Raw genomic sequence first — 26,038 nt, 5'->3', positions numbered from 1 at the left:
ATTAGAATTCAATATTATTGATGCGTACTACCCAGGGAAGAACCTCCACTGCCACTTTAAAGTAAACATCGTCTTCTTCGTCCGGGTCTTCCGGATTTTCCGGGTCGGGGTCATCATCCGGGTCTGTAGGATGACCGAACTTATCCACTCCCGTTACGCTCAGCTTATACACATTGTTGCGCACAACGGCAAATTCCATGGGACCCATGGAACCGTTATTGTTGTTATCGTTATGACGGTTCCAATAATAGTAAAGGACTTCGTACTTCCCAGTAGTGTTCGGTCTGAATATGGTGAAACCGGCAGCTACGGCTTTAGCGTCTGTGTAACCTTCTTTTGTCGCTTCGTTATAAGCAGCAGCCAATGAGGGATTTGCCAAAGTTGTTTTATCACTTTCCGTAGCTTCTGCGGCTTTTTCTACGTTCTCCCATGTACCCCACAGGATGTTATCGAATACATAAACGGTATTGGTACCATTCAACAAAGTTTTCATACCCTCACTTACGCCTTTAATTTCTCCTTTGAAAGCCACCCCGGTAGTGATGCCTTTCTTCTGATTGGAAACTTGAGCGGGAATCGTGTTTTCGGTAGCGTAACACCAGATTTTGTAATCGCCTTTTGAGTTATCTGTATTCCAACTATTATTGTTATCATCTGTTCCGTTTGTTCCTGTAACATCCGTGATTCTATCCCAATCATAAGTCGAAGCACTGGCATCATTAGGCTGATAAATATAATAGAAATGGTCAGATTCGCTGCCTGAAGAATAAGAACTTTTCCAGTCCGCATCCGTATCTACCACATAATTAGCAGATGTTCCACCTACTTCAGTACCACCAATAGTAGCAGATGTATTGGTTCCATCAGCAGATACCCGTCGCAGGTAATAGAACTCTTTGCTTAAGTTTACCAATGCCATATCCGTTAAGGTTACTGTTACTTCCGGCTTTCCTTCTTCATCTTCCATTAACGTATAGGTTTCGTCAGTAACCGTTGATTTATAATCAAAACGGGCGGCGGCACGCTCTACTTTGATAGTTTCTAAGTCAAATGGATTGGTCTCGACTCTATAATCATCTAAATTGGCAGGCAAAGTCCGCTCATAATCGTCATCTGCATTGGTCATCAAAAATTTATTGTTAGTCCAAATAGTTTCATCAGTTTCAGATTTCAATGCATAAGTCATCATATTTACATTGATGCTTTCTGCTTCTTTAAGTTCTTGTGTCGGATTGCAGTAAACATATACATTTACAGATTTTCCTACATAACTTGTCAATGCCGTAGTGCTGAATGGAACTACATAAGTGGTATTATTAGCTGTAGGAGTAGCGGTTACTACAGAACTTTTCGTTATAAACTTGTCATCTGTAGCATCTGTGATTACCACCAAAACTTCTGAAACCTGGTTTTCGTAATCCTTCCCGATTTCCACTCCTGCATCGGATGAAACATAGTCATCGTCATCATCCGAAGTCGTAGTGCTGCGTGATACTGCCGGAAGTTCCAGATTGAATTGCATAAACACTTGGCTTGTGCTTTCTTCTGTACCTCCTCCGTTGTTTGCTGACAAGTCAACCTCATCGCTACAAGCTGAAAATGCCGTAGCGATACCCATTGCCATGAATAAATAACTCCACCTTTTCATAATCTATTTTCTTTAATTTACTATCCGGTTAAAATTCACTTCTTCATCCTTTCTATTTGGCGCAAAGCATCATCGGCTTCCGTTATTCCTCCCGCTTTCGCTTTTTGTAGGTAAGCGGACGCTGCATCATACTCGCCTTTTAATGCCGCCAGTATGCCACGCGCGTAATCAGCCGATGCGCTGTCTCCTGCCTTCTCTAAATAGCGGGCAGCCCCTGCGGTATCACCTCGCTGCATCGCCGCATTCGCCGCATTCAGGTTTGCCGCCTCATCATCGGGGAAAAGCCGTACCGCTGTTTCGAACACTTCATTGTATTCCTTGCTGCCCGTTCCGTAGGTCTGCGCCACAGCATACATCTCTTGCAGCGAAAGCTTTTGCGGCTCTTTCCAAATCAGCTTCCGGGCTTCCTCCACATCGAAACCGCGTACGGTATACGCCACTACATAATCGGAACGGCGCAAAGCCGGGAAGCAGTCGCGCAACAACGTGCGGTATGCTTCGGGGTATTCCGTGCGCAAGCGGCGCTCTTTGGCATCGGCTTCCAAACCGCTGTCTATCAAGCTGAGCAACGCATCCTTTTCGGGCAAGCTGCCCTTTGCAATGTAAGCACGCAGACCTTCCCAGTTTTCCGGCTCGTAATCTAACCGGAACAGGGAAGCGTCGAGCGGATATTCCTTTTTCAGATAGTCTACCAGCGAGCGGGTACGTGCTTCCGCCAGCCGGCGGTTGTTGGCATACGCCCCTTCGGGCGAAGCGTATCCTTTGATGGTAATGCGGTTGATGGACACGTCCGCATCGCCTTTGATGCGGTTGATGGTGTTTTCTATCTTTGCCAGTTCCGACCGGTTGCCGCGATAATCGGGACGTATGTCGGTCTTGTTGACGGGGAAGTCAACGTAGGCTGCCCCTTTCTCGTGGCGTGTCTTACGGGTTTCCGCCTGTGGGCTGACGTAGACAAAGTGTGGCGTAAATACAGCCGGTGTAAAGTCTTGTTCGGCAAGCAGGCGGTTGCGGTCCGCCAACACTTCGCGCAAGCATCCGCATGAATCTTCGTCCAAGTATACTTGCACCAGCCCCGGGCGTTCCGCTATGGGGACGGCAGTCTGGTAATGCAGGTGTTGCGTCGTGCCGTTATAACGCCGTATCACTTGCGTCATCGCACTCCTGCCGGTGTTCCGTTGCCACTGAATGTATTGCCTGCGCCCCATGACGTCTACTCCGGGCAGGCGGACAATTGCCGTATCCATACGGAGGGAAGGCAATAAAGAAACCGAACGGTTTGCCGGAAGATGCAATGCCGAGAAGTCCATATCCATCTGTACACGAAGCGAATCTCCAGCGACAGACAGACTGACATCGTTGACCGTAATTCTTCCTTTCAACCCTTCTTGCGCCTGTGCCGTTCCGGCAAAAGCCAAGAGGAAACCGATATAAATGATTGTTTTCTTCATACGCATTGCAGATTAAAAGACATAAATCAGGCTGAGAGCCAACTTGGTAGGGCCAACATAATGATGGGGCTTATCCTGTTCGTACGTCTCGCCGCACGTGGCGCAGTCGTACTTGTCGTATTGGGAATACACGTAACCGATACCGATTTCCGCCTCTACGCTCCAATGCTTGGAAAGCATCCATTGGTATCCGTAGGCAATGCCCATTCCCACCATCCATCCTTCGAAACGGTAATCTTTCAGCTTGCCGAAATCGGTGCCCAAGAAAGTGAAATCGGTATCCCAGTTGCCCATGTTGTAGATGCCGCCCAAGAGGTGCGCGCCTACAAAGTGACCGTTGAATGCCTCGCAAAACCAATAGCGCGCCTCGGGCTGGACAACAAGCTGTTTCCACTTCTTGTTGTCGGAAAAGGTCCACGGATTCCAATTCGCGGATACATCCAATGTCCACTGTGGGGACATACGGACTTCCGCTCCCAAATTCATGGTCGCGGTCATATCGTACAACAGATTGGTCTTCACCGCCCAATTTTGCGCTGAAACCGACAGTCCTATGCATGACAAAAGGACGAAAAGCAAACGCTTCATAGCATATATCTTTTTATTCTTACTCCATCAATCTTACTGTTTTATCGGAACTTGCACCTTGAAGATGTATTACATATATAATATAAAGGTGTATCAGACCTGTCCGATAAAATAGAAGTAACCTATTTCAGCGGCAAAGATATATAATAAATCTAGCACCAACAACAGAATCTATTGAATTTTTCAAAAAAAATAAAAGAATAAATGAAAAGGCTGATGTTCCGTAATCGGATAGATGATTTTCTGCAAGCAGCTGCTTATGTTTTATATTCCGGCTGGCGGAACGTACATTCCATGGGCTGGAATGTACGTTCCACGGCGTGGAATATACGTTCCAGCCCATGGAATATAAAATTTATCAGGCTTCTGAGGGAAACAAAGTGTAGCTTTGTAGAAAAGGTTGACTACTTTAAGTCTTATTCGTAGTACGGGTTGACTCGTATTATTACTATTCATGCACAGGGTTAACCCTGTGGCCGTTTTTTCATGAAAAGGGTTTACCTTTCCGTTTTCGAGGCAAAGATAAGCTTTTATTTTCATCTTCCTCTCTATAACAAGGTAAAAACGTAAGTTTCATCCGGAGGCCGGCAGGCTTCCAGTCTGTGGGCGGCTTTGTCCTTTTATGGCTCTCTCCCGGAAACTGGTCCACTTCTTCTTCAGCTCCCCCTTGCACCGGGAGGCTTCGGCCGGCGTCATGCCGTCCAGGCTCCAGTGGGGACGTTCGTTGTTATAAAAGTCCACCGCCGCCTTCACCGCCTCCCTTACCTGAGTGATGTTCAGGAACGTCATGCCGCCGAGCAGCTCATTCTTGACCGTGTTGTTCACCCGTTCGGCCACCGCGTTGTCTTTCGGATTGCCGCTTTCGGTCATGCTGATGCGGATCTGACGTTCCTTCAGACGCCGCGTGTACTCGTAACTGGCATATTGTACGCCCCGGTCCGAATGGTGGATCAGGCCGCTCAAGTCCCTGTCCCCATAGTGCCGCAAGGCCATTTCCAGCGCTTCAAGGGGATAGCGGGAGTCCAATGTCTCGCCCACGCTATAGCCCACGATTTCCTTTGTGTAATAATCTGTTATGAGCGAAAGGTAGCAGAACGTGTATTCCCCCGTCAACGGATCCGTCCAGCATACGATGTAGGTGATGTCGCTCACTATCAGCTGGCAGGGCGCATCGGGTATCAGCGCTTTCACCAGGTTCGGATAGACCGGAAGCCCGTGGCGCGAATCGGTCGTCACGGCACGACGCTTACGGCGGCGGAGCTTAAGCCCGTGGCGTTCCATTATCGCATAAAAACGGTTGAAGCCCACGTGCCAGGCTGTGCCGAAACGGCGGTTGTACATCTGCCACAACTTGCCTCCTCCTATGCCCGGATCCTTGCGGCGGACCTCTCTGACGTAGTCCACAACGAAAGATTCCAGCGCCAGGCGGTGCAAAAGCTTGTCCTCATGCTTGTAGTAGGCCTGTTTGCTCACACCAAGCAGACGGCACATCGGGGCAATGCCGTAAAGACGCTTGTCCCGGACGTGCAGCCTACATGCTACTTGGTGCCAGCTTTTTTTAGCCGTATGCCGTATACTTCCTCCCCGAATGCGACCATCTCTTCATAGAAGTCGGCGCGGAGGCGTTCCCGTTCAAGCTCTTTCTTCAAACGGGCCAGTTCATTCTGAAGACGCTTGTAATCTTCCGGAGTCACATCTTTTCCTTGACGTTTCATCTGTTCTGCTATTTGAGGGTTTTCACGCTCAAAGGTAGACAATATACGATACAAAGTCGTACGGCTTATGCCGAATTTTTTCATTAAGGCGGAATTGTCCAACCCCTCAACTTTACACAAACGGTAAATCTCTACTGCACGGATGCAAGAATGATCGTGCACAAAACTTTCTTCTTTTTTCATTTTCTTGACTCTGATTTATGAGTCAACCTTTTCTAAAATAAGACAAAGGCTGTATGTGGTATAAATGTTTTTATGAATATAGATGTCCGCAATTTAGAAGCTGTTTTGAATTTATCGTGCGATGATTTGGGATGAGTTTTTGAGGCATTTTCGCTTCTGTGATGAGGAAGATAGCGGGCTATCTGACGAAGAACAGGAGCGAAAAGGACCAAAAAATCGCCCAAAGCACACACGAAAACGAACACATCAAGCCAAGAAAAACTTTTTGGAGAAATTCAAAACAGCTTCTTAGCCTAATAGCTTTGTAGGGGCAGGATTCAACAAAACAATAGCGACTGCAACTAGTAGGTACATAGTGACAGTCGCTATTGTTGTATATATAGTCAATCAGAAATGAATTGCGAAAAAATCATTTGTCATGCTGAACGAAGTGAAGCATCTCGGATGCGCCCACGTGGATGTACACGAGATCCTTCACGTTCGTTCAGGATGACAATACATCAAGAATTTTTCGCAAACCAATTTTGTTTTACTATAAAAGGTTAATACCTGTAGTTTATCAAATGCTTACGATTATACAACCGTCACAGCCGTACCACTCGCTGTTACCATTAACATGGAACCGTTTACCGTTTCATAATCCAAATCGACTCCGATTACTGCGTTGGCACCCAGCGTCTGTGCTTGTTCCTGCATTTCACGTAAAGCTGTATCTTTAGCTTCCCTTAATACTTTTTCATAAGAACCGCTGCGTCCGCCTACTATATCGCGAATGCTTGCAAAAAGATCACGGAAAACATTTGCTCCAATAATCGTTTCACCTGACACAATCCCATAATAATGAGTAATGTGCTTGCCTTCAATTGTATTTGTCGTTGTCAATAACATCATTCTTTAAATTTATTTTATTATTAAAAGCGGCGTATTAGAATGGAACAGCATCTTACGCGCCATGCTTGGGTTAAACAGACGGGCAAAAATATTCCGTTTGTAATTTGATGTACAAATTACATCTATTTTATTCGTTTGTATAAACTGGTCTATGTTATTTAATAAATGCGACTCATCTACAGCTACATAATCAAACTCCAATTGTGGATATTGTTTCTTAAAATATTCTTTAATTCCCGCCAGCGTGATTTCATTCCAAGTGCGCTTCTCTTCATGCGAATTAATATGAATAAATGTTATTTCAAACTGATTATCTTTGAATGTCTTAATCAGCGAATCAAAAGCAATCAAATCGCGTTGGTCAAAGCTCGTAAATAGAGCAACCTTGTGAATATCTTCTATAGATTTTGAAGGAGCCTGTTCCGGAATTGCATAAACAAAGACCGGACTGCGCTCTATGACTTCAGCAGTAACGCTCCCTATCAATTCCAAATTTTCCTGGTGTTCTCCCCTCGTACCCATAACAATGATAAGCGGTTTCTCATGACGGGCATAACTCAAAATTTCTTCTTCCGGAACGCCTTCGCGCAACAGGCATGTATATTTTACCTTAGGATAAATGCCGTCTTCTATTTTCTTGTCTATTATTTTTGCCAAATCCTCCATTTCCTTATGGACAGTTTCCATTATACTTCTCATGTTTGCAGCATTCTCTATAGACGGAATACCGAAATTATCTGTTGAATATTGCAAGCTTGGAATGTAAATAGGAGTAAAATGCACATGCAATAACACCACATCTACATGCATCTTTGCAGCCACACGAAAACCAAAATCACAAGCTTTCAATGAATAAGGAGAAAAGTCGATAGGTATTAAGACATGTGAGGCTTTGGGAGACGCAGGAGATTCTTCATGCAATATCTCAGAAGACAGCCACGAAGAACTTTCAATGATTTTCAATGCTTGCGGCAAATCACTTTCTTTTATACGCACCCGTACTCCTGATGAAATAACCGGTTGAATCAAGTTCACATTATGAATATAAGACTCAATCCCTTCATTTTCCAATACAGATTGCAGTATTTGGGCTTTCGAGTACGTCAGAATAGCTAATGTTATAAGTTTATCTTCCATAACTCAAAGATTTAAAGGTTTATAAATGCTGAATTTAAAAGTCTCAGCAAATAATTATATTATTCACCGAGACTTCTTACTTTTTAGACAGATTGCTGTTCTTTCAATATTGCAATAGCCTTATCCAATACAGTTGTATCATCTAACATTACCAAACCGCCATCCGGTCCCGGCTCTAAATGGATGCCAACACTCTTCCCATCCTTAAAATTATGTCCGCCAAAGAAATTACGCACCGTTTCTACACTCATATTCAATTCGTCAGCAATACGGTGCATACTCCCGCTTGGCAATGAATCTTTTATTTTACGAAGTTCATTAAAAGTTATTGTTCTGTTCATAGTAGCCAAAATTTTAAAGTTAGACAAATAAGATGTTAATTCACGATATAAATGTAGTGAAAGAAAATGAATCTTCAAAACAAATCCGTCTGTTTTTCTCTTAAAGCAGAAGAATTAGTCAGAATCTGATTAAAAATGCAGGTATTTAGACACCATCATTCCAGCAACGACAATGTATAAACAAGTCAGAAGCAAAACACTATAGAAAAGGTGTATGTCAGCTATTGCAAACCCGCTTGATGTATATTGTCCGGAAATATACTGAGGACATTCGAAATATTTCTTTTTGATTGCATGATACAGCCAATAAACCAATACAGCCATAACACATCCGGACACAGCTCCACACAACACATCTCCCGGATAATGTACACCTAAATAAATACGGGAAAAAGAAGGTATTGCCGCCCAAAGAAACAAAATACAGGTCAGCCATCCATTGCGTATCAATAAAGAAATAAACAATGCAAAAGCAAACGTATTGGCTGCATGACTGGACATAAACCCGTAACGCCCCCCTCTATACCCGTTGACCACATCTACCAAATACATCAGCTCCGGGTCTTGTGTAGGACGGAACCGTTCAAAAAAAGGTTTACATAAACCTGAAGCGAACTGATCTGCCAACGTGACAGTTAACGCCAGCATGACTATGATAAGCATGCCATGCGTCCATTTTGTATTTTTGAATATGATATACAGCAACATAGCAGCGGCAAATATCCATGTCTTGGTATCAGACACAATCCACATAAATCCATCCCAAAACAGCGAGCCGCTTCCGTTCCATTTCAATAACAAGTCACGGTCTATTTCTATTAATTGCTGTATATCCATAATCACTTCCAACTAAATTATATTACTTCAATGGCAGATGCCGGAAGCCATCCCTCTTTTCCATCTTCAAGCCGGATTTCTTTCCAACCTTTCATAGAATTATCTTGTATGTAAATTTTTGTCCCTTCATGGAGCACAAACAAATCTGTACCACTTTCATTGGGCGTACTTTTAACGGTAATAGTGGGTGACATGACAATAGCTCCCGTACGATTGACAATTTTATTTTTCTGTCCACGTGCAAACAAATTGGCGCTGACACACATTATCAGAAAAACAATAGCGCCCACAAACCCGACTTTCTTCAGTACAATGCGATTTCCGAAGATATACAGTGCCAGGCCTAACAATAAAAGCAAAAAGGAAACAAGCGCTGTTACCCCCCACTCTTTCTCGCTCATCAGATTTGTAATATTTTTCATCCATGCCACGATAAAGACTTCGCTGGCAGGAGTAATCTGATCAACCGTCTTGCTTCTTGCCAGTTCTAAATTAAAACGGATATCGGCATCGCCCGGATTCAGAAGCAATGCACGCTCATAATTCAAGACCGCCTTAGCGATATTCTTCGTTTTGTAGTAGCAATTACCTAAATTATAGTAGATGTCAGCTGATTCACCTTCCGTGCCCAATATGGTTTCGTATGCAGCAATCGCATCGGCAAACTTATTCTCCTGATAAGCTTGGTCGGCTTCCGCTTTTGTTGCTGCAGAAACTAATTGCACTGCACTTAACAAGAACACAGCCAACAGAATATAAAACTTTTTCATATATCCTTCTCTCCTATCCATTTTAATGTTTGATACTATTTTCCATCTTGCTGATAGCTTCCACTGAGGCCGCATAAACTTTATCCATTGCCTCATTTTCATTTCCCGGTGCATAACGGGCAAACTCACACTCATTAAGGGCATCTATGAACGTTTTTGTCACCTCATCTGACACACCATACCGCATAAGTTCAGCTTCAATATTGTCCTTTGACAGTTGTGAAACCGGTATACTCAATTTATCGCTAATGTATCCCCACAAGGCTTTCAACACTTCATCATAAAACTCATTTTTCTTGTTCTCCGCTAATAATTTGCCAGCCAATTTCATACGTTTTGTCGCTACTTTATTGGCTTTTTTGGTCTTCACTTTCGCTATATTCGCATTCTCAGCAGCTTGTTTACGGAAGAAGATAACCAGAACAACAAATATGATGAACGGAATTATATATCCTAACCAATACCCTGTGGTACCAAAGAACACTTTGCCTTTCGGGAGCAATTCCGTATCGCCCAACTTAATAAAGCGTACATCTTGCCCTAATACTTTTACATTTTCCTTATTGGTAAAATCTGCTATTACCTGATCGGCATTACCCTTGCCTTTTGCGACTTTCAAATGATATTCTTCTGTCTTCAGCGTCTTATACGCCTGGCTTTTCAAATCAAAGTAAGTGAACTCTACCTGCGGGATAGTAAAATCTCCGGCATGGCGGGGAATAGCCAAATACTCAATTGTTTGTGTCCCAGACAATCCTGCGCGCGATACGTCAAAGTTGTTTGTCACTTTCGGGTCATATATTTCAAAGTCTTCAGGGAACTTCACTTCCGGGGTGTTAATCAATTTCATATTTCCTGCCCCTTTGATTGTCAGCTTAATGGTTACGGCATCATTCGTCTTTACTTCTTTCGCGTTAATGGATGACGAAAGGGTAAACTCGCCTACACCTCCAGAAAAATTATCTGGTTTGGCAGGAAGCGGCTTGACATTGATGGTTACTTTCGGAGTAACGATTTTTTTCTTGACTTCAATATATCCTCCACCATTGAAAAATGCATCAAACGGGTCATCTGAAATAGTTTGCTGCGCCACAATTCCTTCAAATGTAATGGAAGGTATCTCTAACTTACCCGTCTGTTGAGGGAAAAGAACGTATTGACTCCATATCGTAGTATTATAATTACGTCCGTTGTAATGCTCCAGTGAAAAAGTCTTCTGTTGCGGCAATTCTATCTCTTGCGTATGAAAACCTTTCAAATCCGGCATTTTCCCGTACAATTGGCGCAAGTTTACCAATGTATACACCTTATATGTCAATAGGATAGCTTCTTGTTCATAGACTGTGGTCTTGGCAGCAGTAGCCGTAATAAACAAATCCTTATCACTAATCTTGCCTCCAGCTATTTGCCCACGTGAAGAATTACTCTGGCCCTGCCCTGACTGCTGATTGCCAGCCGACTGATCGGGAGGAAGCACTTTAATCGTAAGCGCATTCGAAAATATTTTCTTACCGTCTACTTCAATACTGGCAGCCGGAATGGTATACGTCCCTTCCTTCCCAGCCATCAATATATAGGTATAAGTAATGGCACTGCTTGAAGATACTTTGCCATTAATGATTTGTGTACTGCTCTGTTGTGAGCGGCTCGGTCCCATCAGCACATCAAATCCACTGATGGAAGGAGCCAAAAAGTCTTTCCCCTTTTGCGTATTGACTGTAAAAGTCAGCCGGAACTGATCACCGCTTACCACTACATCTGGAGCTTCAGCAACCAGCGTAACATCATTTTTTGCTTGTATTGGCAAAACAGTTATGGCTAACAATAGAAAGAAAATCAATTGTCTCATTGTATGTGTCTGTTTTTTATAAGTCTTCATTCTCCATTTTTTATTAAGAATTACCAATCCTTCTCCAACTTGCGGCCTTCTACACGAATGCCTTTCTTCACTTTATCCTGTACATTCTTTTCATCTTGCATGGCAGCTCTCAACAGTTGTTCTGCATTATCTTTTGACATTTGATTCTGTTGCTGCTGTTGCTGATTTTGTTGTTGTTCCTGCTTTTTCTGGTCTTGTTGGTCTTTATTCTGCTCTTTCTTGTCTTGCTTTTGGTCTTGTTTCTGTTCCTGTTGCTGGTCTTGATTTTGCTGCTGTTGCTGCTGGTCCTTCAATTGCTTTTGTGCAAGAGCCAGGTTATAGCGTGTTTCATCATCTTTAGGGTTATTTCGCAATGCCTCTTTATATGCTTCTATACATTGCGGCAATTGTTTGGACGATTGCAGGATCACTCCCATATTATGATAAATCTGCGCCAATTTCATTTTATCCTTTTCCAGATGTGATGCCTTTTCATACTGCTCCATCGCTTCTTTTGCTTTTTGCTGCATCAATAGCGAATTTCCTAAATTATAAATGGCATCAGTTGATTTTGGTTCCAATTCCAAAGCTTTACGATAGTCTACTTCCGCTTTCACAAATGTACTGTCCTTATACAACTTGTTTCCGCTACGCAAATAATCGCGTTCATTTTTTTGCCCATACGCCATGGCTGAAACCAAGAAAAGCCCTAATATGACAAATCCCTTTCGTAACATCTTAGTCCTGTTTAAATAGTTTCACATTCTTGAAAAGCGGATTTCTCCGTTCCAATATCATTAAATCAACGGCTAACAAAATCAATGCAATCCACGCCAACACATGAAACTGTTCATCAAATTCTGTAAATATCTGTGTTTCGACATCAGCCTTTGCCAGTTTGTTGATTTCCGCATTCAACGCACGTTCAGCATTATTCGTATTGTCTACCCGTACATACATGCCATTCCCTGCTTTCGCAATCTCTTGACACATCTGTTCGTTGAGTTTCGTAACAATGACATTGCCGTCTTTATCCCTGCGAAACTCGCTTCCGTTGCCTGTAGGAATCGGTGAACCGTCAGGAGAACCTACCCCTAACACAAAGACACGCACGCCTTTCTTTGCTGCTTCCTGTGCGGCTTCAACGGCTCCTCCTTCATGATTTTCGCCATCAGTTATCAATACAATAGCACGCCCTACCCCCTCGTTTGGAGTAAAGCTTTTCATTGCCAAATCAATTGCCCCCCGAATATCTGTACCTTGTGTAGAAATAAGAGAAGGAGTTATTGTTTCAAGAAACATTTTAGCAGAAATATAATCACTGGTTATGGGAAGTTGGGTAAACGCTTCACCAGCAAATACAATCATGGCAACTTTGTCATTATTAAATGTTTCAACAAGGCGTGAAATCAATTTCTTCGATTTCTCCAATCGGCTTGGAGTTACGTCTTCTGCCAACATTGAATTGGAGATGTCAAGTGCAACTACAGTTTCAACTCCCTGACGTTTAACCGTTTCCATCTTTGAACCAAACTGTGGACGCGCTAACATAAAAATAACCATGGCTAAAGCTGAAAAAACCAGCCAAAACTTCACATCAGGACGATATTTTGATACATCCGGCATCAAATGCATTAATAATTCCGGACTGCCATATTGGCGAATCTTCTTGCGTCTCCGGTAATTGGAATATAAATACAAAATCACCAATACCGGCAACACAATGAGTAAATATAAATAAATCGGTTCTCCAAATCGAAACATGACACTTCTTGATTTTAAGGTATTTTCTTTAATATAGTATTACGCAAAACAAGTTCCAGCAAGATACACAAAAATGCCACTAAGGCAAACGGTGTATAAGCCTCTTCACGTTTACTGAACTCCTTTACGTTTAATTTTGTCTTCTCCAGCTTATCGATTTCCTCATAGACTTCTTTCAACTTCGAATTGCTTGTCGCACGAAAATAGTTTCCATTCGTTGTACTGGCAATTTGAATCAAGGTCTGTTCATCGATTTCCACAGGTACATTTACATATTGAACGCCTGCATACGTAGGCATCGGATAAGGAGCAGTCCCATTTGTCCCAACTCCAATCGTATAAACACGTATGCCAAACTGCTTGGCTATTTCGGCTGCTGTAAGGGGGGAAATGTCTCCTCGGTTATTACTTCCGTCAGTCAATAAAATTATGACTTTTGATTTAGCCTTGCTGTCTTTCAGGCGGCTGATGGAATTCGCCAACCCCATACCGATTGCCGTTCCGTCTTCTATCAGTCCCCGTTGAGCGATGTCTCCCTTTATGCTGCCAAACAAATTCAACAAGACACCGTGATCGATAGTCAACGGGCATTGTGTAAAAGCTTCCCCCGCAAAAATAGTCAGTCCGATATTGTCATTAGGGCGTCCGTTAATAAACTGTGCTGCCACTTGTTTTGCCGCTTCCAAACGATTGGGCTTCAAATCTTCGGCAAGCATACTGGTAGAAACATCGACAGCCAACATGATATCAATGCCTTCAATTTCCGTATTTTGCCAATTATCAGTAGTTTGCGGACGAGCCAATACCAATACAATCATTATAAAAGTTACGATGCGCAGCAAGAAAGGCGCATGAAGCAAATATACCTTCCAACTTTGCGGAGCATTCATATACATGCGGGTTGTTGAAACCTGCATGGTAGGCTCTGTCTTTTTTCTTCGCATAAAATACCATACGATATAAGGTATCAGCAAAAGCAATAAAAACAGATATTCAATATTTGCAAAAATCATGATTCTTAATAGTTAAAGTTAAAAGAACAAGTCGACTATATGACGGATTACCATATACAAGCAAACCAAAGTGCCTATACTTGCCACTGCTATGCTACACAACAAAGCGATACGCCCTTGCTTGGAACGCTTCTCCTCCACACGGATTTCTGTCGGCTCTTTCTTTACATTCGGGTCTTCCTCTACTTTAGTCTGATTAATGAAATCAACGGCATTCACCAAATTCATGTCATTTTCATTCATCATCGGAGCATGCTTGGCAAATTTCACCAAATCGGCTGTTTCAAATAACAGTTTTAAATCGCTAATAGACTGCGGGTCTTTTTCTTCCAGCAAACGGTCTATAATTTCAGAAGATGTCATCTCCATCGCATTGAATCCAAACCGGTCCTTAATATACGTGCGGATAGCTTCGGTCAATGCTGTATAATACAGTTTAGGGTCTTCACGCTGAACCTGCTTGTCGGCTTTTATTTCCTCAATCTTCTTCATTGCAACTTGATGCGGGGGCAATTTAGGCTCTATCTTGATAATCTTAATTATCGGCTTGTTGTCGCGGAAGCGGATAATGAAAAATACAGCCAATGCACCCAATATCAACATGATAATAGCCGAATAAACTAAAGGAGCCACATCCTCCCAGGTGATAGGCACTTCACGTATATCTTTAGGTCCAAAGAACTGGTCGGGATGTAAGGTATCAACAGGAATAGAATAAACCTTCAAAGCCAAAGCTTTCGAACGATAAGCCTGATTATCTACCCGTACCTCAAACGGTGGCAGATAATACAATGCCGAATCAAATGATGTAATGGTATATTCTTGTGATATGAGCCAGCGTTTATTGTCGTTTAATAATTGAGTGTCAGGCTTTGCCACATCCAACACTTCCACCCCTGTTACCAGCGTATCACGAAGCAACGGAAGCTGCAGTTTTTGGTTGGCGTTCATACTAACCTGCAGCTTGATTTTTGCCTGCTCACCAATCAGCAACTGTAACGAGTCAATACTGGCATCAACTGTCACTTGTGCATTCGCTCTTGGTATGACAAGCAATATCAATAGCGCTATATATAATAAGGTATGTTTCATAAATTACACTCAGTTTCGTTTTGCAAATAAATTAAGCAATGCTTTTACATAATCCTGGTCTGTACGGACGGAGACAGAATCAACATTACTATGGGTAAATATATCATTCAATTTCTGCTGACGTCCTTTCCACCATGCCTGATGCGCTTTTTGCAATGACTTGGATGAGGTATCAATCCATTGTTCATGACCAGTCTCGGCATCACGTACTTTCATTAAACCTATGTTGGGCAACTCTTCCATACGGCGGTCATACACTTGTACTGCCACAACATCATGCTTACGATTGGCTATGGTTAACGCATTCTGAAAATCATGATCATCAATAAAATCACTCAGCATAAATGCGGTGCAACGTTTCTTTAATACATTCGTCAAATATTCAATGGCACACTGAATGTCTGTACGTGTACTTGTAGGCTGGAAATCAAGCAATTCTCGAATAATATACAAAATATGCTTGCGTCCTTTCTTAGGCGGAATGAATTTCTCAATCCGGTCTGAAAAAAAGATTACACCTATCTTATCATTATTCTGGATAGCCGAAAAAGCCAATGTCGCAGCTATTTCCGTCACCATATCTTTCTTTAATTGTTTTACGGTACCGAAATCCAGACTGTTTGATACATCAACCAACAACATGACGGTCAACTCACGTTCCTCTTCAAACACTTTTACAAATGGCTTGTCAAAGCGGGCTGTCACATTCCAGTCGATATCGCGCACGTCATCTCCAAATTGATATTCACGGACTTCCGAAAACGCCATACCCCTCCCTTTGAAAGCGGAATGGTATTGCCCGGCAAATATATTGCTTGAAAGCCCGTGAGTCTTAATTTCAATCTGACGCACTCGTTTTAATAGTTCACTTGTTTCCATCTATGCATTTACTATTTGATTATTTATGCCAATCAGGAGTTAAAAGGGAGTTATAAGGAATTATCGCCCACTTGGTGGGCTGGGAGTTAGATGCCAATACCTTTTTGCGCCGCTTCTGTAGAGACGATGTGCACATCGTCTCTACTACGTGGCATATACAAAATGACAAATAAATACCGCGTGAAATATAACTCCTGAACGAAGTGATAACTCCTGTGAAACATAACTACGTTTAACTTCTGATTCGCATTATTTACAATTATGATTCGTAGCGTATGCATCCAACCTCAGCTATTGGCTGGAAACGACGAATGCATTTACATTGCAAATAAAAACATTCAACCTCCAGTGTTTCCGTACATACGGATTATGTGCCGCAGCATTTAGGGCACTTCCACTTTATTCAAAATCTTGCTTACAATTTCGTCAGATGTAACGTTGGTCGCTTCTGCTTCATAAGTCAGTCCGATACGATGGCGCAATACGTCATGTGCAATAGCACGTACATCTTCCGGAATTACATAACCACGACGTTTAATAAATGCAAAGCTGCGTGCAGCCAATGCCAAATTAATAGATGCACGCGGAGAGCCTCCGAAGCCGATCAACCCTTTCAAGTCTTTTAAATCGTATTTTTCCGGGTAACGGGTCGCAAAAACGATATCGGCTATATATTGTTCAATTTTCTCATCCAAATATACCTGACGCACTACTTTCCGAGCTTCAATAATATCTTCTGCACGAAGGATGGGACGAACTTCTGTTTTTTCGCCTGAGATGTTCTGACGGATAATCTTCTTTTCTTCTTCCAGCTTCGGATAATCAATAATGACCTTTAACATAAAACGGTCCACTTGCGCCTCCGGAAGCGGATAAGTTCCTTCTTGTTCGATAGGGTTCTGTGTTGCCATAACCAGAAAAGGAGAAGGGAGGTCGAATGTTTCTTTACCCAACGTCACCTGGCGCTCTTGCATTGCTTCCAGCAAAGCACTCTGCACTTTTGCCGGTGCACGGTTTATTTCATCAGCCAAAATAAAATTAGCGAAAATAGGTCCTTTATTTGTCACAAACCGTTCTTCTTTCTGACTATAAATCATCGTTCCGAGAATATCGGCAGGCAACAAGTCCGGAGTAAATTGGACACGGCTATATTTGGAGTCAATCAGCGAAGCAAGTGTTTTTATTGCTAAAGTCTTTGCCAATCCGGGTACACCTTCCAATAAAATATGCCCGTCCGACAACAAACCGATTAATAATGATTCTACCAGATGTTTCTGTCCAACAATTACCTGATCCATCCCCGTCATCAGGTTTGTTACAAACGCACTTTCACGTTCAATTTGTTCATTCAATGCACGAATGTCAATAGCTTCAGCCATAGTTTCTCTTTATTTTTTATGTTTCAAATATCTAAACTTCCATGCGCTTCCTGCGCATTTTTATATCGATTCCAAAAGTACGGCATTATATTAACAGGCACAACTAATTTTTATTAAAAAAAGTAGCAGCCTCGTTCCATTTAAATCTTATTGGGCTAAAGTTTTTTAAAATGGCGTAAACCCAAAGACGAATTACATATCCACGTTCAAACTCTATTCTTTTGGAACCAGTTTCGGAATGCATATCAACGTTCCTATTGGTATATCGTTCGCATCTTTTATTCTATTTCGGTTATAACGCGCCAAATAAGTCCACAAATTTCGATTCCCATAATAGTGTTCAGCCAAACGTGCCAGGCTTTCCCCACGCCGAAGCACATGTGTAGTAAGCGTTCCCTGCATGTCATAACGAACCGTATCAGACAGAATGACAGGTAAAGCGGTTTCCCCTTCTTGTCCCGTAGATGACACTTGAAGGGTATCTGTTATTGCAACGGCCGATAACGTATCGGCTCCCGCACTCTTTTCTTGTTCTATTATAGTCCGAACAACCGATTCCGGTACATATTGCCTACCGGATAGTATAATCCATGCGACTCCTATACCAATCAATATACCTGCTAACAACACAAAAGTTATCAAGCACCAAGGCAAATGCAAATACACATTTTTCTTTTCTTGATTACTTTCTAAAATCGTTCCTTTATTTACCGACGGCTCTTCTTTTATGAAAGCTTCATGTCTGGCAGCTATATCAGATTGCATTCCTAACTCTTCGTCCGAAGTGTCTTCCGTAAAAGAATCTTGTGGGGCAGGCGCTTCTTGCATATCATCATAACACGTTGATTCATTCAGCAAAACTGTTTCAAAATGATTGAATGGCTTATTCACTGCGTCGCGTATAGTTGCGTCAGGAGTAAACGAAATCCGCAAATGATTTTGCATCCCAATGCGTTCTTCCGCATCAGTGCCCATATTTTCGCAAACATCTGCATCAATAAGCTTAAAAGTTCCTAGCCCTTTGACTTTTACATATTTGTCAGTTGCAAGCGCTTCTCCAATCAAGGCAAAGAAAGTCCGGCCAAATTTTTCTGCATCTGTATGTTCTATTTGATGATGCTGTGCCAACAACTCGATTAATTCTTGTAAAGTAATCTGGTCATTCATGGATAGCGCGTGTATTTTTTAATTTTTCCTTAAATGCAGCAGCAGGTTTAAAGGTTAAAACTAATTTGGGGGGAACCAAGAACCGTTGTTTTGTCAATGGATTGACTTCTATGCGCTCTAATTCCTTTTTTACCTCAAATGTTCCGAAATCGGCAAGAACCAATGTTTTCCCTTCTTGCAGTTGTTCGCTCATCATCGTAACCATTGAATTGACAAGCTGCGCCGCATCTTGATTTTCATATCCTAAACGCCGGGCTAATTCATTTGTTAATTCTTTATTATTCATGGAGGCATTTACGACAATAAAGTTGCATACAAATCAAAATCATCCGCATCATACACTTTTGCCCGATGAAACGAGCCGATGTGCAGCAATTTCCCTTCATCTTTAATCAACACTTCAGGATCAACCTCAGGTGAGTCAAATTCGGTACGGCCGATGTAATATTCACCTTCTTTACGGTCAATAACGACTTGAAATATCTTACCGATTTTTGAATGGCTCAGTTCGTTTGATATTTCCTGCTGCATTTCCATCAGTTCGTCCAAACGTTGTTGCTTTACGGTTTGCGGCACATCGTCTTTATAATGCTTAGCAGAATAAGTGCCTTCTTCTTCTGAATATGCAAAAGCCCCCATGCGATCGAAACGGACCTTGCGGACAAACTCTTTTAATTCTTCAAAATCCTGCTCCGTTTCCCCGGGAAATCCTACCATAAGCGTGGTCCTCAAATGAATGCCAGGCACTTCCTTTCTGAACTGCTCAATCAATTCATAAGTTTCCGCCTTTGTCACATGACGGTTCATGCGTTGCAACATATTGTCGCTTATGTGTTGCAACGCTATATCCATGTACTTGCATACATTATCATTTTCACGCATGACACGGAACAAGTCTTTGGGGAAACGTGCCGGATAAGCATAATGCAACCGAATCCATTTCACACCCGGAATAGCTGCCATCTTTTCGATAAGTTCCGGAAGCATCTGCTTTTTATACAAGTCAACGCCGTAATAAGTCAGTTCCTGCGCAATAACCTGAAATTCTTTCACTCCTTGCGACACCAGCAATCGGACTTCATCCAAAATCTCGTCCATAGGACGTGACACATGCCTGCCTGTTATAATAGGAATGGCGCAATATGCACATTTCCGGTCACATCCTTCCGATATTTTCAAATACGCGTAATGTTTAGGAGTTGTCAAGTGACGCTCGATGGCTAAGTCCGGATGATAAGGCTTTCCTAAATCTGCCAACAGCTCATTCCAGTTGAATTTTCCATAATATTTATCAACCTGCGGTATCTCATCTTGCAAATCTTTCAGATAACGCTCCGAAAGGCACCCCATCACAAAAAGTTTTTTTAATTTCCCTTCTTCCTTCGCCTGACAAAACTCCAGAATTGTATTGATTGATTCCTCTTTCGCATCACCGATAAATCCACAAGTATTGATTACCGCAATCTCACCTTGAGGATTCCCGCTGTCATGTGTGACTTTATAACCGTTCGCCTCAAGCTGTTTCATCAACTTTTCCGAGTCAACTAAATTCTTCGAGCAGCCTAAGGTAATAATATCTATCGTGTTTTTTTTCATTTATCCGTTGTTCCAAACAGTGAATCCACAAATTCGCGACGGCGGAAAATCTGCAAGTCTTCCATGCCTTCGCCTAAACCGATATATTTCACCGGTATTTTAAATTGATCTGAAATACCTATTACGACTCCACCTTTTGCCGTTCCGTCTAATTTCGTAATAGCCATGGCATTGACTTCTGTAGCCAACGTAAATTGTTTAGCCTGTTCAAAAGCATTCTGTCCGGTAGAACCGTCGAGCACCAACAAGACTTCATGAGGTGCATCAGGCACCACTTTTTGCATCACGTTCTTGATTTTTGTCAACTCATTCATCAAGCCTATCTTATTATGCAAACGACCTGCCGTATCAATAATAACGACATCCGCATGATTGGCAACGGCAGAACTTAATGTGTCAAACGCCACAGAAGCTGGATCAGACCCCATCTTTTGCTTAATGACTGGAACTCCTACACGTTCACCCCATATCATCAATTGCTCTACAGCTGCGGCACGGAACGTATCGGCAGCACCTAAATAAACAGACTTTCCTGCCTTCTTGAACTGATATGCCAATTTGCCGATTGTCGTAGTCTTGCCTACTCCATTTACACCTACAACCATAATGACGTATGGCGCTTTTCCTTCGGGTATATTGAAACTTTCCGCATCTACAGTATTGTTTTCCGTTAGTAACGCAGCGATTTCTTCCCGCAAGATGCCATTCAGTTCATCTGTATTGACATATTTGTCTTGAGCCACTCTCTTTTCAATACGCTTAATGATTTTCAGCGTAGTCTCTACACCTACATCTGAAGTAATCAGCACTTCTTCCAAATTGTCGAGCACCTCGTCATCCACCTTGGATTTGCCGGCTATAGCCCGTGCAATCTTACCGAATACACTTTCTTTGGTTTTCGATAATCCTTTATCCAATGTTTCTTTCTTTTCCTTAGAGAAAAAACTAAAAATTCCCATACGTTATCTTTTAGGTTCAACTATTTTTTATGCTATCCGGATAACCGTTAGATTATCCCTTTCCCAATATAGGATTGTCCTCTTTCTAAAAAGATGAGCCTCTAAAAAGCACATATATGACCGGACTTTCGGACTGTTCCTATTCTTTCCTGCAAATATACTGAAAATACAGAGACCGAAGAATAATCTACGAACAAAATTTAGACGTCAACAAAAAAGGTCCCTCTCATCTGTTATGAAAGGAACCTTTTTCATTTATCGAATAGAGACAAACTCTTTATTTCTTAAAGAAGTCCTGAACTTTTTCGTTAGGAACCATTTGTTCGTCAAAAATGTAAGCACCTGTTTTCGGAGACTTGACCATTTTGATAACCTTAGTATAAGAACGGCCTTCTTTTCCTGTCTGAAGGGTTGCGACTGTTTTCTTTGCCATGGTATCTTATTATTTAATTTCTTTATGTACTGTTACTCTTTTCAAAATCGGATTGTATTTCTTCAACTCCAATCTTTCAGGTGTATTTTTTCTGTTCTTTGTGGTAATGTAACGAGAAGTTCCCGGCATACCACTATCCTTCATTTCTGTGCATTCAAGGATCACCTGTACTCTATTGCCTTTAGCTTTCTTAGCCATAGTTTATTCTCTCCTTTTAATTAACCAATGATTTTGATAGATTTCCAATCACAATAGCCCTTAGCTACAGCTTCTGTCAGTGCAGCATCCAAGCCTTTCTTATTAATAACTCTCAAGCCGTTAGCACAGATTTTCAGGCTAATCCAGCAATCTTGTTCTACATAGTAGAATTTCTTTGTAAACAAGTTCACATCGAACGTTCTTTTCGTTCTTCTTTTTGAGTGTGAAACATTGTTGCCAATCATGGCTTTCTTTCCGGTAATTTGACAAATTTTCGACATTTCTATCTAGTTTTTATAGTTTTATTCCTATGCTCTTTAAAACGGAGTGCAAAGTAAGCGCTTTTATTTTATATATGCAAGTTTTTCTGCAACTAATTAGCAATTTATTGCTCATTTTCTTGATTTTGGCATGCTTCAAGCAATAATTGGAGCACATTTTTAGTGGCAGATTGGACATTTTTCTCGCGTCCTTCGTCTTCCGTCAGTTTTTCTGTAATGATTTTATCTTTACTTCCGGCAGCAAGCCAAATCGTACCTACAGGCTTTTCATGAGTTCCTCCGCCAGGACCTGCTATTCCCGAAGTAGCCATTGCATAATCCGTATTAAAGGTTTCAATAGCACCTTTTACCATTTCAATTACTGTTTCCTCACTTACGGCTCCGTATGTTTCCAGTGTTTCCGACTTTACATGCAACAAATTCTGTTTCACTTCATCCGCATATGCCACTACTCCGCCTTTATAGAAACGAGAACTTCCCGGGATTGCTGTAATGATTGCCGCTACATTGCCAGCCGTACAACTTTCAGCCGTAGCCAAGGTGAAATTCTCTCTCCAGAAAATTTCACTTATTTCCTTACTTAGTTTTTTAGTTTCTACTGACATACTATTTTCCTTTTAATTAATACTTTTGATACCTATATAGTTACCCGCGAATAAGCAGGTTTGTCTATGCTGCAAAAATCTTTATCTTGATACTTATAATAACCCGTTATGGCAATCATTGCCGCATTGTCGGTCGTATAGCCAAATTTCGGTATATAGATGTTCCAACCGTATCTGGCTGCATGTTCACGAAAAGCATTCCGCAAACCGTTATTGGCTGAAACCCCTCCTGCCACAGCTACTTCGTTGATACCTGTGTCCTTTACCACCTTACGAAGCTTATCCATTAAAATATCCACGATGGTCTTTTCCAACGAAGCGGCAAGGTCTGCTTTATGATGTTCGATAAAGTCTGCGTCTTCTTTCAACCAGTCACGCAACGAATAAAGAAAAGAGGTTTTCAGTCCGCTGAAACTATAGTCATAGCCTGAAATATGAGGTTTGCTAAACGTATACGCATTCGGATTTCCCGTCCGTGCCAGTTTATCGATAATCGGTCCGCCCGGATAACCCAGCCCCATCACTTTCGAACATTTGTCAATTGCCTCGCCGGCCGCATCGTCTATCGTTTGCCCCAACACCTGCATATCATTGTATGCGTTTACGCGGATAATCTGAGAATTTCCGCCCGACACCAACAGACAGATAAAGGGGAATGCAGGCTGGCTGGCATCTTCATCCGATTCTTTAATAAAATGAGCTAACACATGCCCTTGCAGGTGATTAACATCAATCATCGGGATGCCTAATGCGCGCGCGAATCCCTTGGCAAACGAGACTCCGACCAATAACGAACCCATTAATCCCGGACCGCGGGTAAAAGCGACTGCACTTAACTGCTCTTTCGTTACCCCCGCGCGCTTCAGCGCCTCATGAACTACCGGAACTATATTTTGCTGATGTGCCCGCGAAGCCAACTCGGGCACAACGCCTCCGTAAGCTTCATGGACAGCCTGACTGGCTATCACACTCGAAAGCAATACGCCATTCCGGATGACAGCCGCCGAGGTATCATCGCACGAAGACTCTATACCTAATATAATTATGTCTTTTGCTTCCATACTTTCTACTCAATATGTCAATATTTCCAAACCGTTTTCAGTCATCACATACGTGTGCTCCCATTGTGCGGAAGGCAATTCATCTTCTGTTACAACCGTCCAGCCGTCTTCTTCATCAATAAACACTTCCCACGTACCCATATTTATCATCGGCTCAATGGTGAATACCATACCCGGCACCAGCAACATCCCCGTTCCTTTCCGCCCGTAATGCAATACATCCGGTTCTTCATGAAATTCCAATCCGACTCCGTGCCCGCATAAATCACGCACCACCGAAAAACCATTCTTCTTGGCATGTTTTTCGACAGCATGGCCGATATCTCCCACAAATCCAAAAGGATGAGCGGCTTCGGCACCGATATCCATACATTCCCGCGCCACCTGTACCAGCTTTTCCTTTTCGGGAGTGGTTTTCCCAATGATAAACATGCGCGATGCGTCGGCATAATATCCATCCAATATCGTTGTGCAGTCTACATTGATAATGTCGCCTTCTTCCAGTATTTCTTCTTCCGAGGGAATGCCGTGACATACCACTTCATTGATAGAAGTGCACACGCTCTTAGGGAAACCTTCATAACCCAAACAAGCAGGAATTCCGCCATGGCTGGTAGTATAATCATAAACAATCTTATCTATATCAGCGGTACTCATGCCTTCTTTTATGCTTTCCGCCACTTTATCCAACACAGCCGTATTCAACAAACCACTTCGGCGGATGCCTTCTATTTGTTCCGGAGTCTTTATCAGCTCGCGGGTCGGAACCAGACATCCCTTATTCTGAAAATAAAGTACTTTCTTGTCCAATTCGGTCAATTCAGCCCCTTTCGGAATCTTCCAATTTACCTTTTTTCTTCTAATCATCTTTCGATTCTCTTAAAAAACATAGGCAAAGGTATATAAAATCGCCGGAATAAACGAATAAATTTCACGCTTTTGAAATGCGCATCGAAATATATCTGGAAACGGTATTGTAATTTGGAAAGAACTAAATTCCACAAATCGCAGGAAATACATCCGCAATGATAAAAAACGAAAGAAAAAGTTGATTTTCTGCATTATTTTTGTTTACTTTGCCTTATACACTTTAAAAACCTTTAGTATTAATCCTAAAACTAAGTACAAAATGAACAAAATTCAAATCGGAGAAAATGCAGGCATTGTCTGGAACAAGCTAAAAGACAACAGGCACTGGGAGTATGAAGATTTAAAATCAGCCACAGGACTAACAGACAGGGATTTAAACGCAGCCATAGGATGGCTTGCCCGGGAAGACAAAATTGATTTCGATGTGAATGAACACGGCGACAGAATCTTCTTGACAGTCAATATCTTTATCGGATAACATGGCAGTTCGCAAGTTTTTGAGTTTTTATGTTTGTAAGCCCTTTTAATAGCCCGGCTATAAAAAGCTCTTATAACAGACTCGAAAACTTACGAACTAAAAAACTCAAATCACTTTAGTCACCGTAATGTCGGGAAATTCCTGCATAAACATCAGAAGCAACCCTTCTTCGTTCATACGCTTGGCTTTGATAACCATGCTTACATGATAAATAGCTGTGCCTTCACTATAGGTTTCAGACATTTCGTAAGACACAACAATGTAATTTTTCGAATGGAATTTAGCCGACACGCGCTTTATCGTTTCTTTATCGTGCGCAGAAAATTCCACCATCAGGTTGCGCAGACCAATGCTTTTAAAAAAGAAACTTAATGCTTCCAACCCCAGCAAGACCAGAACCGTAGCCGTTATTCCGATACCATACATACCCGCCCCAATGGCTAGCCCGATGCCAGAAGTCGCCCAAATGCCTGCAGCGGTGGTCAAGCCTCTGACTATCTGCTTCTGCAGAATAATGGTTCCGGCACCAATAAAACCGATTCCGCTTACTACTTGAGCCGCAATACGGCTAGGGTCCAACCGGACTAAATCAGCCTTCAACACTTCGGTAAACCCGTATTGCGAAACAATCATCATCAGCGCACTGCCCAATGCCACTAAAAAATGCGTGCGGTATCCCGCTTCTTTTGCCCGATACTCACGCTCCAATCCTATTAATATTCCCATTACACCAGCCAAGAACAAGCGCAAGGCAAAATCCCATACCATATCCATATTCTTCCAGTTTAATTCGGTTTACAAATTCACTTATTGTTCCATTTTGAATGGAGCTTGGGACTAAATT

At 42.2% G+C, this 26,038-nt stretch carries 30 protein-coding genes; 2 read left to right on the top strand and 28 right to left on the bottom strand.

The genetic code is table 11. From position 1 onward, the window contains the following. Position 1: 1 nt before the first annotated feature. From BACSA_RS03025 to BACSA_RS03005, 5 genes are all read right to left on the bottom strand, one after another. The gene (locus BACSA_RS03025) at positions 2–1,648 is read right to left on the bottom strand and encodes an Mfa1 family fimbria major subunit (RefSeq protein WP_013616655.1); all 1,647 of its coding nucleotides are present in this window, start codon (positions 1,646–1,648) and stop codon (positions 2–4) included. Between the two features lie 35 nt (positions 1,649–1,683). Beyond that, positions 1,684–3,099 carry a DUF3868 domain-containing protein gene (locus tag BACSA_RS03020; RefSeq protein ID WP_013616654.1) on the bottom strand — a complete coding sequence of 472 codons (1,416 nt, stop codon included), beginning with the start codon at positions 3,097–3,099 and terminating at the stop codon, positions 1,684–1,686. Positions 3,100–3,111: 12 nt separating this feature from the next. Next, on the bottom strand, positions 3,112–3,687 hold the full coding sequence (locus tag BACSA_RS03015; protein ID WP_013616653.1) for a DUF3575 domain-containing protein: 576 nt from the start codon (positions 3,685–3,687) through the stop codon (positions 3,112–3,114). Between the two features lie 573 nt (positions 3,688–4,260). Further along, positions 4,261–5,217 (bottom strand): IS3 family transposase, encoded by a 957-nt coding sequence (locus tag BACSA_RS03010; protein ID WP_262501264.1) that lies wholly within the window; start codon positions 5,215–5,217, stop codon positions 4,261–4,263. Positions 5,218–5,225: 8 nt separating this feature from the next. Next, positions 5,226–5,585, bottom strand: a complete 360-nt coding sequence (locus BACSA_RS03005; RefSeq protein ID WP_013616650.1) for a hypothetical protein — start codon at positions 5,583–5,585, stop codon at positions 5,226–5,228. A 121-nt stretch (positions 5,586–5,706) separates the two neighbouring features. Between BACSA_RS03005 and BACSA_RS20055 the strand changes: the two genes are divergently transcribed. Continuing rightward, a complete protein-coding gene (locus BACSA_RS20055) occupies positions 5,707–5,877 on the top strand; it encodes a hypothetical protein (RefSeq protein ID WP_158098149.1) in 171 nt (56 codons plus the stop codon). A 281-nt stretch (positions 5,878–6,158) separates the two neighbouring features. On the opposite strand, the gene BACSA_RS03000 is transcribed toward BACSA_RS20055, so the two are convergent. The 22 genes from BACSA_RS03000 to map all read right to left on the bottom strand — a co-directional run bounded on the left by BACSA_RS03000 (position 6,159) and on the right by map (position 24,713). Next, on the bottom strand, positions 6,159–6,473 hold the full coding sequence (locus BACSA_RS03000; protein WP_013616649.1) for a YbjQ family protein: 315 nt from the start codon (positions 6,471–6,473) through the stop codon (positions 6,159–6,161). A gap of 12 nt (positions 6,474–6,485) precedes the next feature. Beyond that, a complete protein-coding gene (locus BACSA_RS02995) occupies positions 6,486–7,613 on the bottom strand; it encodes a universal stress protein (RefSeq protein ID WP_013616648.1) in 1,128 nt (375 codons plus the stop codon). Positions 7,614–7,696: 83 nt separating this feature from the next. After that, on the bottom strand, positions 7,697–7,954 hold the full coding sequence (locus BACSA_RS02990) for a hypothetical protein (protein WP_013616647.1): 258 nt from the start codon (positions 7,952–7,954) through the stop codon (positions 7,697–7,699). A 129-nt stretch (positions 7,955–8,083) separates the two neighbouring features. After that, a complete protein-coding gene (locus BACSA_RS02985) occupies positions 8,084–8,791 on the bottom strand; it encodes a phosphatase PAP2 family protein (protein WP_041583857.1) in 708 nt (235 codons plus the stop codon). Positions 8,792–8,808: 17 nt separating this feature from the next. Beyond that, the gene (locus tag BACSA_RS02980) at positions 8,809–9,561 is read right to left on the bottom strand and encodes a tetratricopeptide repeat protein (RefSeq protein WP_041584199.1); all 753 of its coding nucleotides are present in this window, start codon (positions 9,559–9,561) and stop codon (positions 8,809–8,811) included. A 22-nt stretch (positions 9,562–9,583) separates the two neighbouring features. After that, the gene (locus BACSA_RS02975) at positions 9,584–11,410 is read right to left on the bottom strand and encodes a BatD family protein (RefSeq protein ID WP_041584198.1); all 1,827 of its coding nucleotides are present in this window, start codon (positions 11,408–11,410) and stop codon (positions 9,584–9,586) included. Between the two features lie 50 nt (positions 11,411–11,460). Next, on the bottom strand, positions 11,461–12,156 hold the full coding sequence (locus BACSA_RS02970) for a tetratricopeptide repeat protein (protein ID WP_013616643.1): 696 nt from the start codon (positions 12,154–12,156) through the stop codon (positions 11,461–11,463). Between the two features lies 1 nt (position 12,157). After that, the gene (locus BACSA_RS02965) at positions 12,158–13,183 is read right to left on the bottom strand and encodes a vWA domain-containing protein (RefSeq protein ID WP_013616642.1); all 1,026 of its coding nucleotides are present in this window, start codon (positions 13,181–13,183) and stop codon (positions 12,158–12,160) included. Between the two features lie 14 nt (positions 13,184–13,197). Further along, positions 13,198–14,196: a vWA domain-containing protein gene (locus BACSA_RS02960; protein WP_013616641.1), complete on the bottom strand. Its 999-nt coding sequence runs from the start codon at positions 14,194–14,196 to the stop codon at positions 13,198–13,200. An 18-nt stretch (positions 14,197–14,214) separates the two neighbouring features. Continuing rightward, positions 14,215–15,288 carry a BatD family protein gene (locus tag BACSA_RS02955; protein WP_013616640.1) on the bottom strand — a complete coding sequence of 358 codons (1,074 nt, stop codon included), beginning with the start codon at positions 15,286–15,288 and terminating at the stop codon, positions 14,215–14,217. Between the two features lie 9 nt (positions 15,289–15,297). Then, the gene (locus tag BACSA_RS02950) at positions 15,298–16,167 is read right to left on the bottom strand and encodes a DUF58 domain-containing protein (protein ID WP_013616639.1); all 870 of its coding nucleotides are present in this window, start codon (positions 16,165–16,167) and stop codon (positions 15,298–15,300) included. 383 nt (positions 16,168–16,550) lie between these two features. After that, complete coding sequence (locus tag BACSA_RS02945) at positions 16,551–17,546, bottom strand: AAA family ATPase (RefSeq protein ID WP_013616637.1); 996 nt, start codon at positions 17,544–17,546, stop codon at positions 16,551–16,553. Between the two features lie 213 nt (positions 17,547–17,759). Next, on the bottom strand, positions 17,760–18,713 hold the full coding sequence (locus BACSA_RS02940) for an HU family DNA-binding protein (protein WP_013616636.1): 954 nt from the start codon (positions 18,711–18,713) through the stop codon (positions 17,760–17,762). Continuing rightward, a complete protein-coding gene (locus BACSA_RS02935) occupies positions 18,706–18,999 on the bottom strand; it encodes an HU family DNA-binding protein (RefSeq protein ID WP_013616635.1) in 294 nt (97 codons plus the stop codon). The genes BACSA_RS02940 and BACSA_RS02935 overlap by 8 nt, the downstream gene beginning before the upstream one ends. A gap of 8 nt (positions 19,000–19,007) precedes the next feature. Then, positions 19,008–20,309 (bottom strand): 30S ribosomal protein S12 methylthiotransferase RimO, encoded by a 1,302-nt coding sequence (gene rimO / locus BACSA_RS02930; RefSeq protein ID WP_013616634.1) that lies wholly within the window; start codon positions 20,307–20,309, stop codon positions 19,008–19,010. Next, positions 20,306–21,268, bottom strand: coding sequence for a signal recognition particle-docking protein FtsY (gene ftsY, locus BACSA_RS02925; protein WP_013616633.1), 963 nt, complete (start codon positions 21,266–21,268; stop codon positions 20,306–20,308). The genes rimO and ftsY overlap by 4 nt, the downstream gene beginning before the upstream one ends. A gap of 277 nt (positions 21,269–21,545) precedes the next feature. Further along, positions 21,546–21,701, bottom strand: a complete 156-nt coding sequence (locus tag BACSA_RS19150) for a DUF4295 domain-containing protein (RefSeq protein ID WP_005841293.1) — start codon at positions 21,699–21,701, stop codon at positions 21,546–21,548. Between the two features lie 9 nt (positions 21,702–21,710). Next, on the bottom strand, positions 21,711–21,899 hold the full coding sequence (gene rpmG / locus BACSA_RS02920) for a 50S ribosomal protein L33 (RefSeq protein ID WP_013616632.1): 189 nt from the start codon (positions 21,897–21,899) through the stop codon (positions 21,711–21,713). 20 nt (positions 21,900–21,919) lie between these two features. Continuing rightward, on the bottom strand, positions 21,920–22,180 hold the full coding sequence (gene rpmB / locus BACSA_RS02915) for a 50S ribosomal protein L28 (protein ID WP_013616631.1): 261 nt from the start codon (positions 22,178–22,180) through the stop codon (positions 21,920–21,922). A gap of 104 nt (positions 22,181–22,284) precedes the next feature. Beyond that, positions 22,285–22,785 carry a CinA family protein gene (locus BACSA_RS02910; protein WP_013616630.1) on the bottom strand — a complete coding sequence of 167 codons (501 nt, stop codon included), beginning with the start codon at positions 22,783–22,785 and terminating at the stop codon, positions 22,285–22,287. Positions 22,786–22,817: 32 nt separating this feature from the next. Continuing rightward, the gene (gene tsaD / locus BACSA_RS02905) at positions 22,818–23,846 is read right to left on the bottom strand and encodes a tRNA (adenosine(37)-N6)-threonylcarbamoyltransferase complex transferase subunit TsaD (RefSeq protein ID WP_013616629.1); all 1,029 of its coding nucleotides are present in this window, start codon (positions 23,844–23,846) and stop codon (positions 22,818–22,820) included. 9 nt (positions 23,847–23,855) lie between these two features. Next, the gene (map, locus tag BACSA_RS02900; RefSeq protein ID WP_013616628.1) at positions 23,856–24,713 is read right to left on the bottom strand and encodes a type I methionyl aminopeptidase; all 858 of its coding nucleotides are present in this window, start codon (positions 24,711–24,713) and stop codon (positions 23,856–23,858) included. Positions 24,714–24,975: 262 nt separating this feature from the next. On the opposite strand from map, the gene BACSA_RS02895 reads away from it, so the two are divergent. After that, complete coding sequence (locus BACSA_RS02895) at positions 24,976–25,194, top strand: winged helix-turn-helix domain-containing protein (protein ID WP_013616627.1); 219 nt, start codon at positions 24,976–24,978, stop codon at positions 25,192–25,194. Positions 25,195–25,299: 105 nt separating this feature from the next. On the opposite strand, the gene BACSA_RS02890 is transcribed toward BACSA_RS02895, so the two are convergent. Then, positions 25,300–25,968 (bottom strand): MgtC/SapB family protein, encoded by a 669-nt coding sequence (locus BACSA_RS02890; RefSeq protein WP_013616626.1) that lies wholly within the window; start codon positions 25,966–25,968, stop codon positions 25,300–25,302. Positions 25,969–26,038 lie beyond the last annotated feature (70 nt).

The organism is Phocaeicola salanitronis DSM 18170 (assembly GCF_000190575.1).
Taxonomy (GTDB): Bacteria; Bacteroidota; Bacteroidia; order Bacteroidales; family Bacteroidaceae; genus Phocaeicola; species Phocaeicola salanitronis.
Note: the sequence above shows the minus strand (reverse complement) of the source record. Positions and strands in the feature narration are given on the sequence as shown.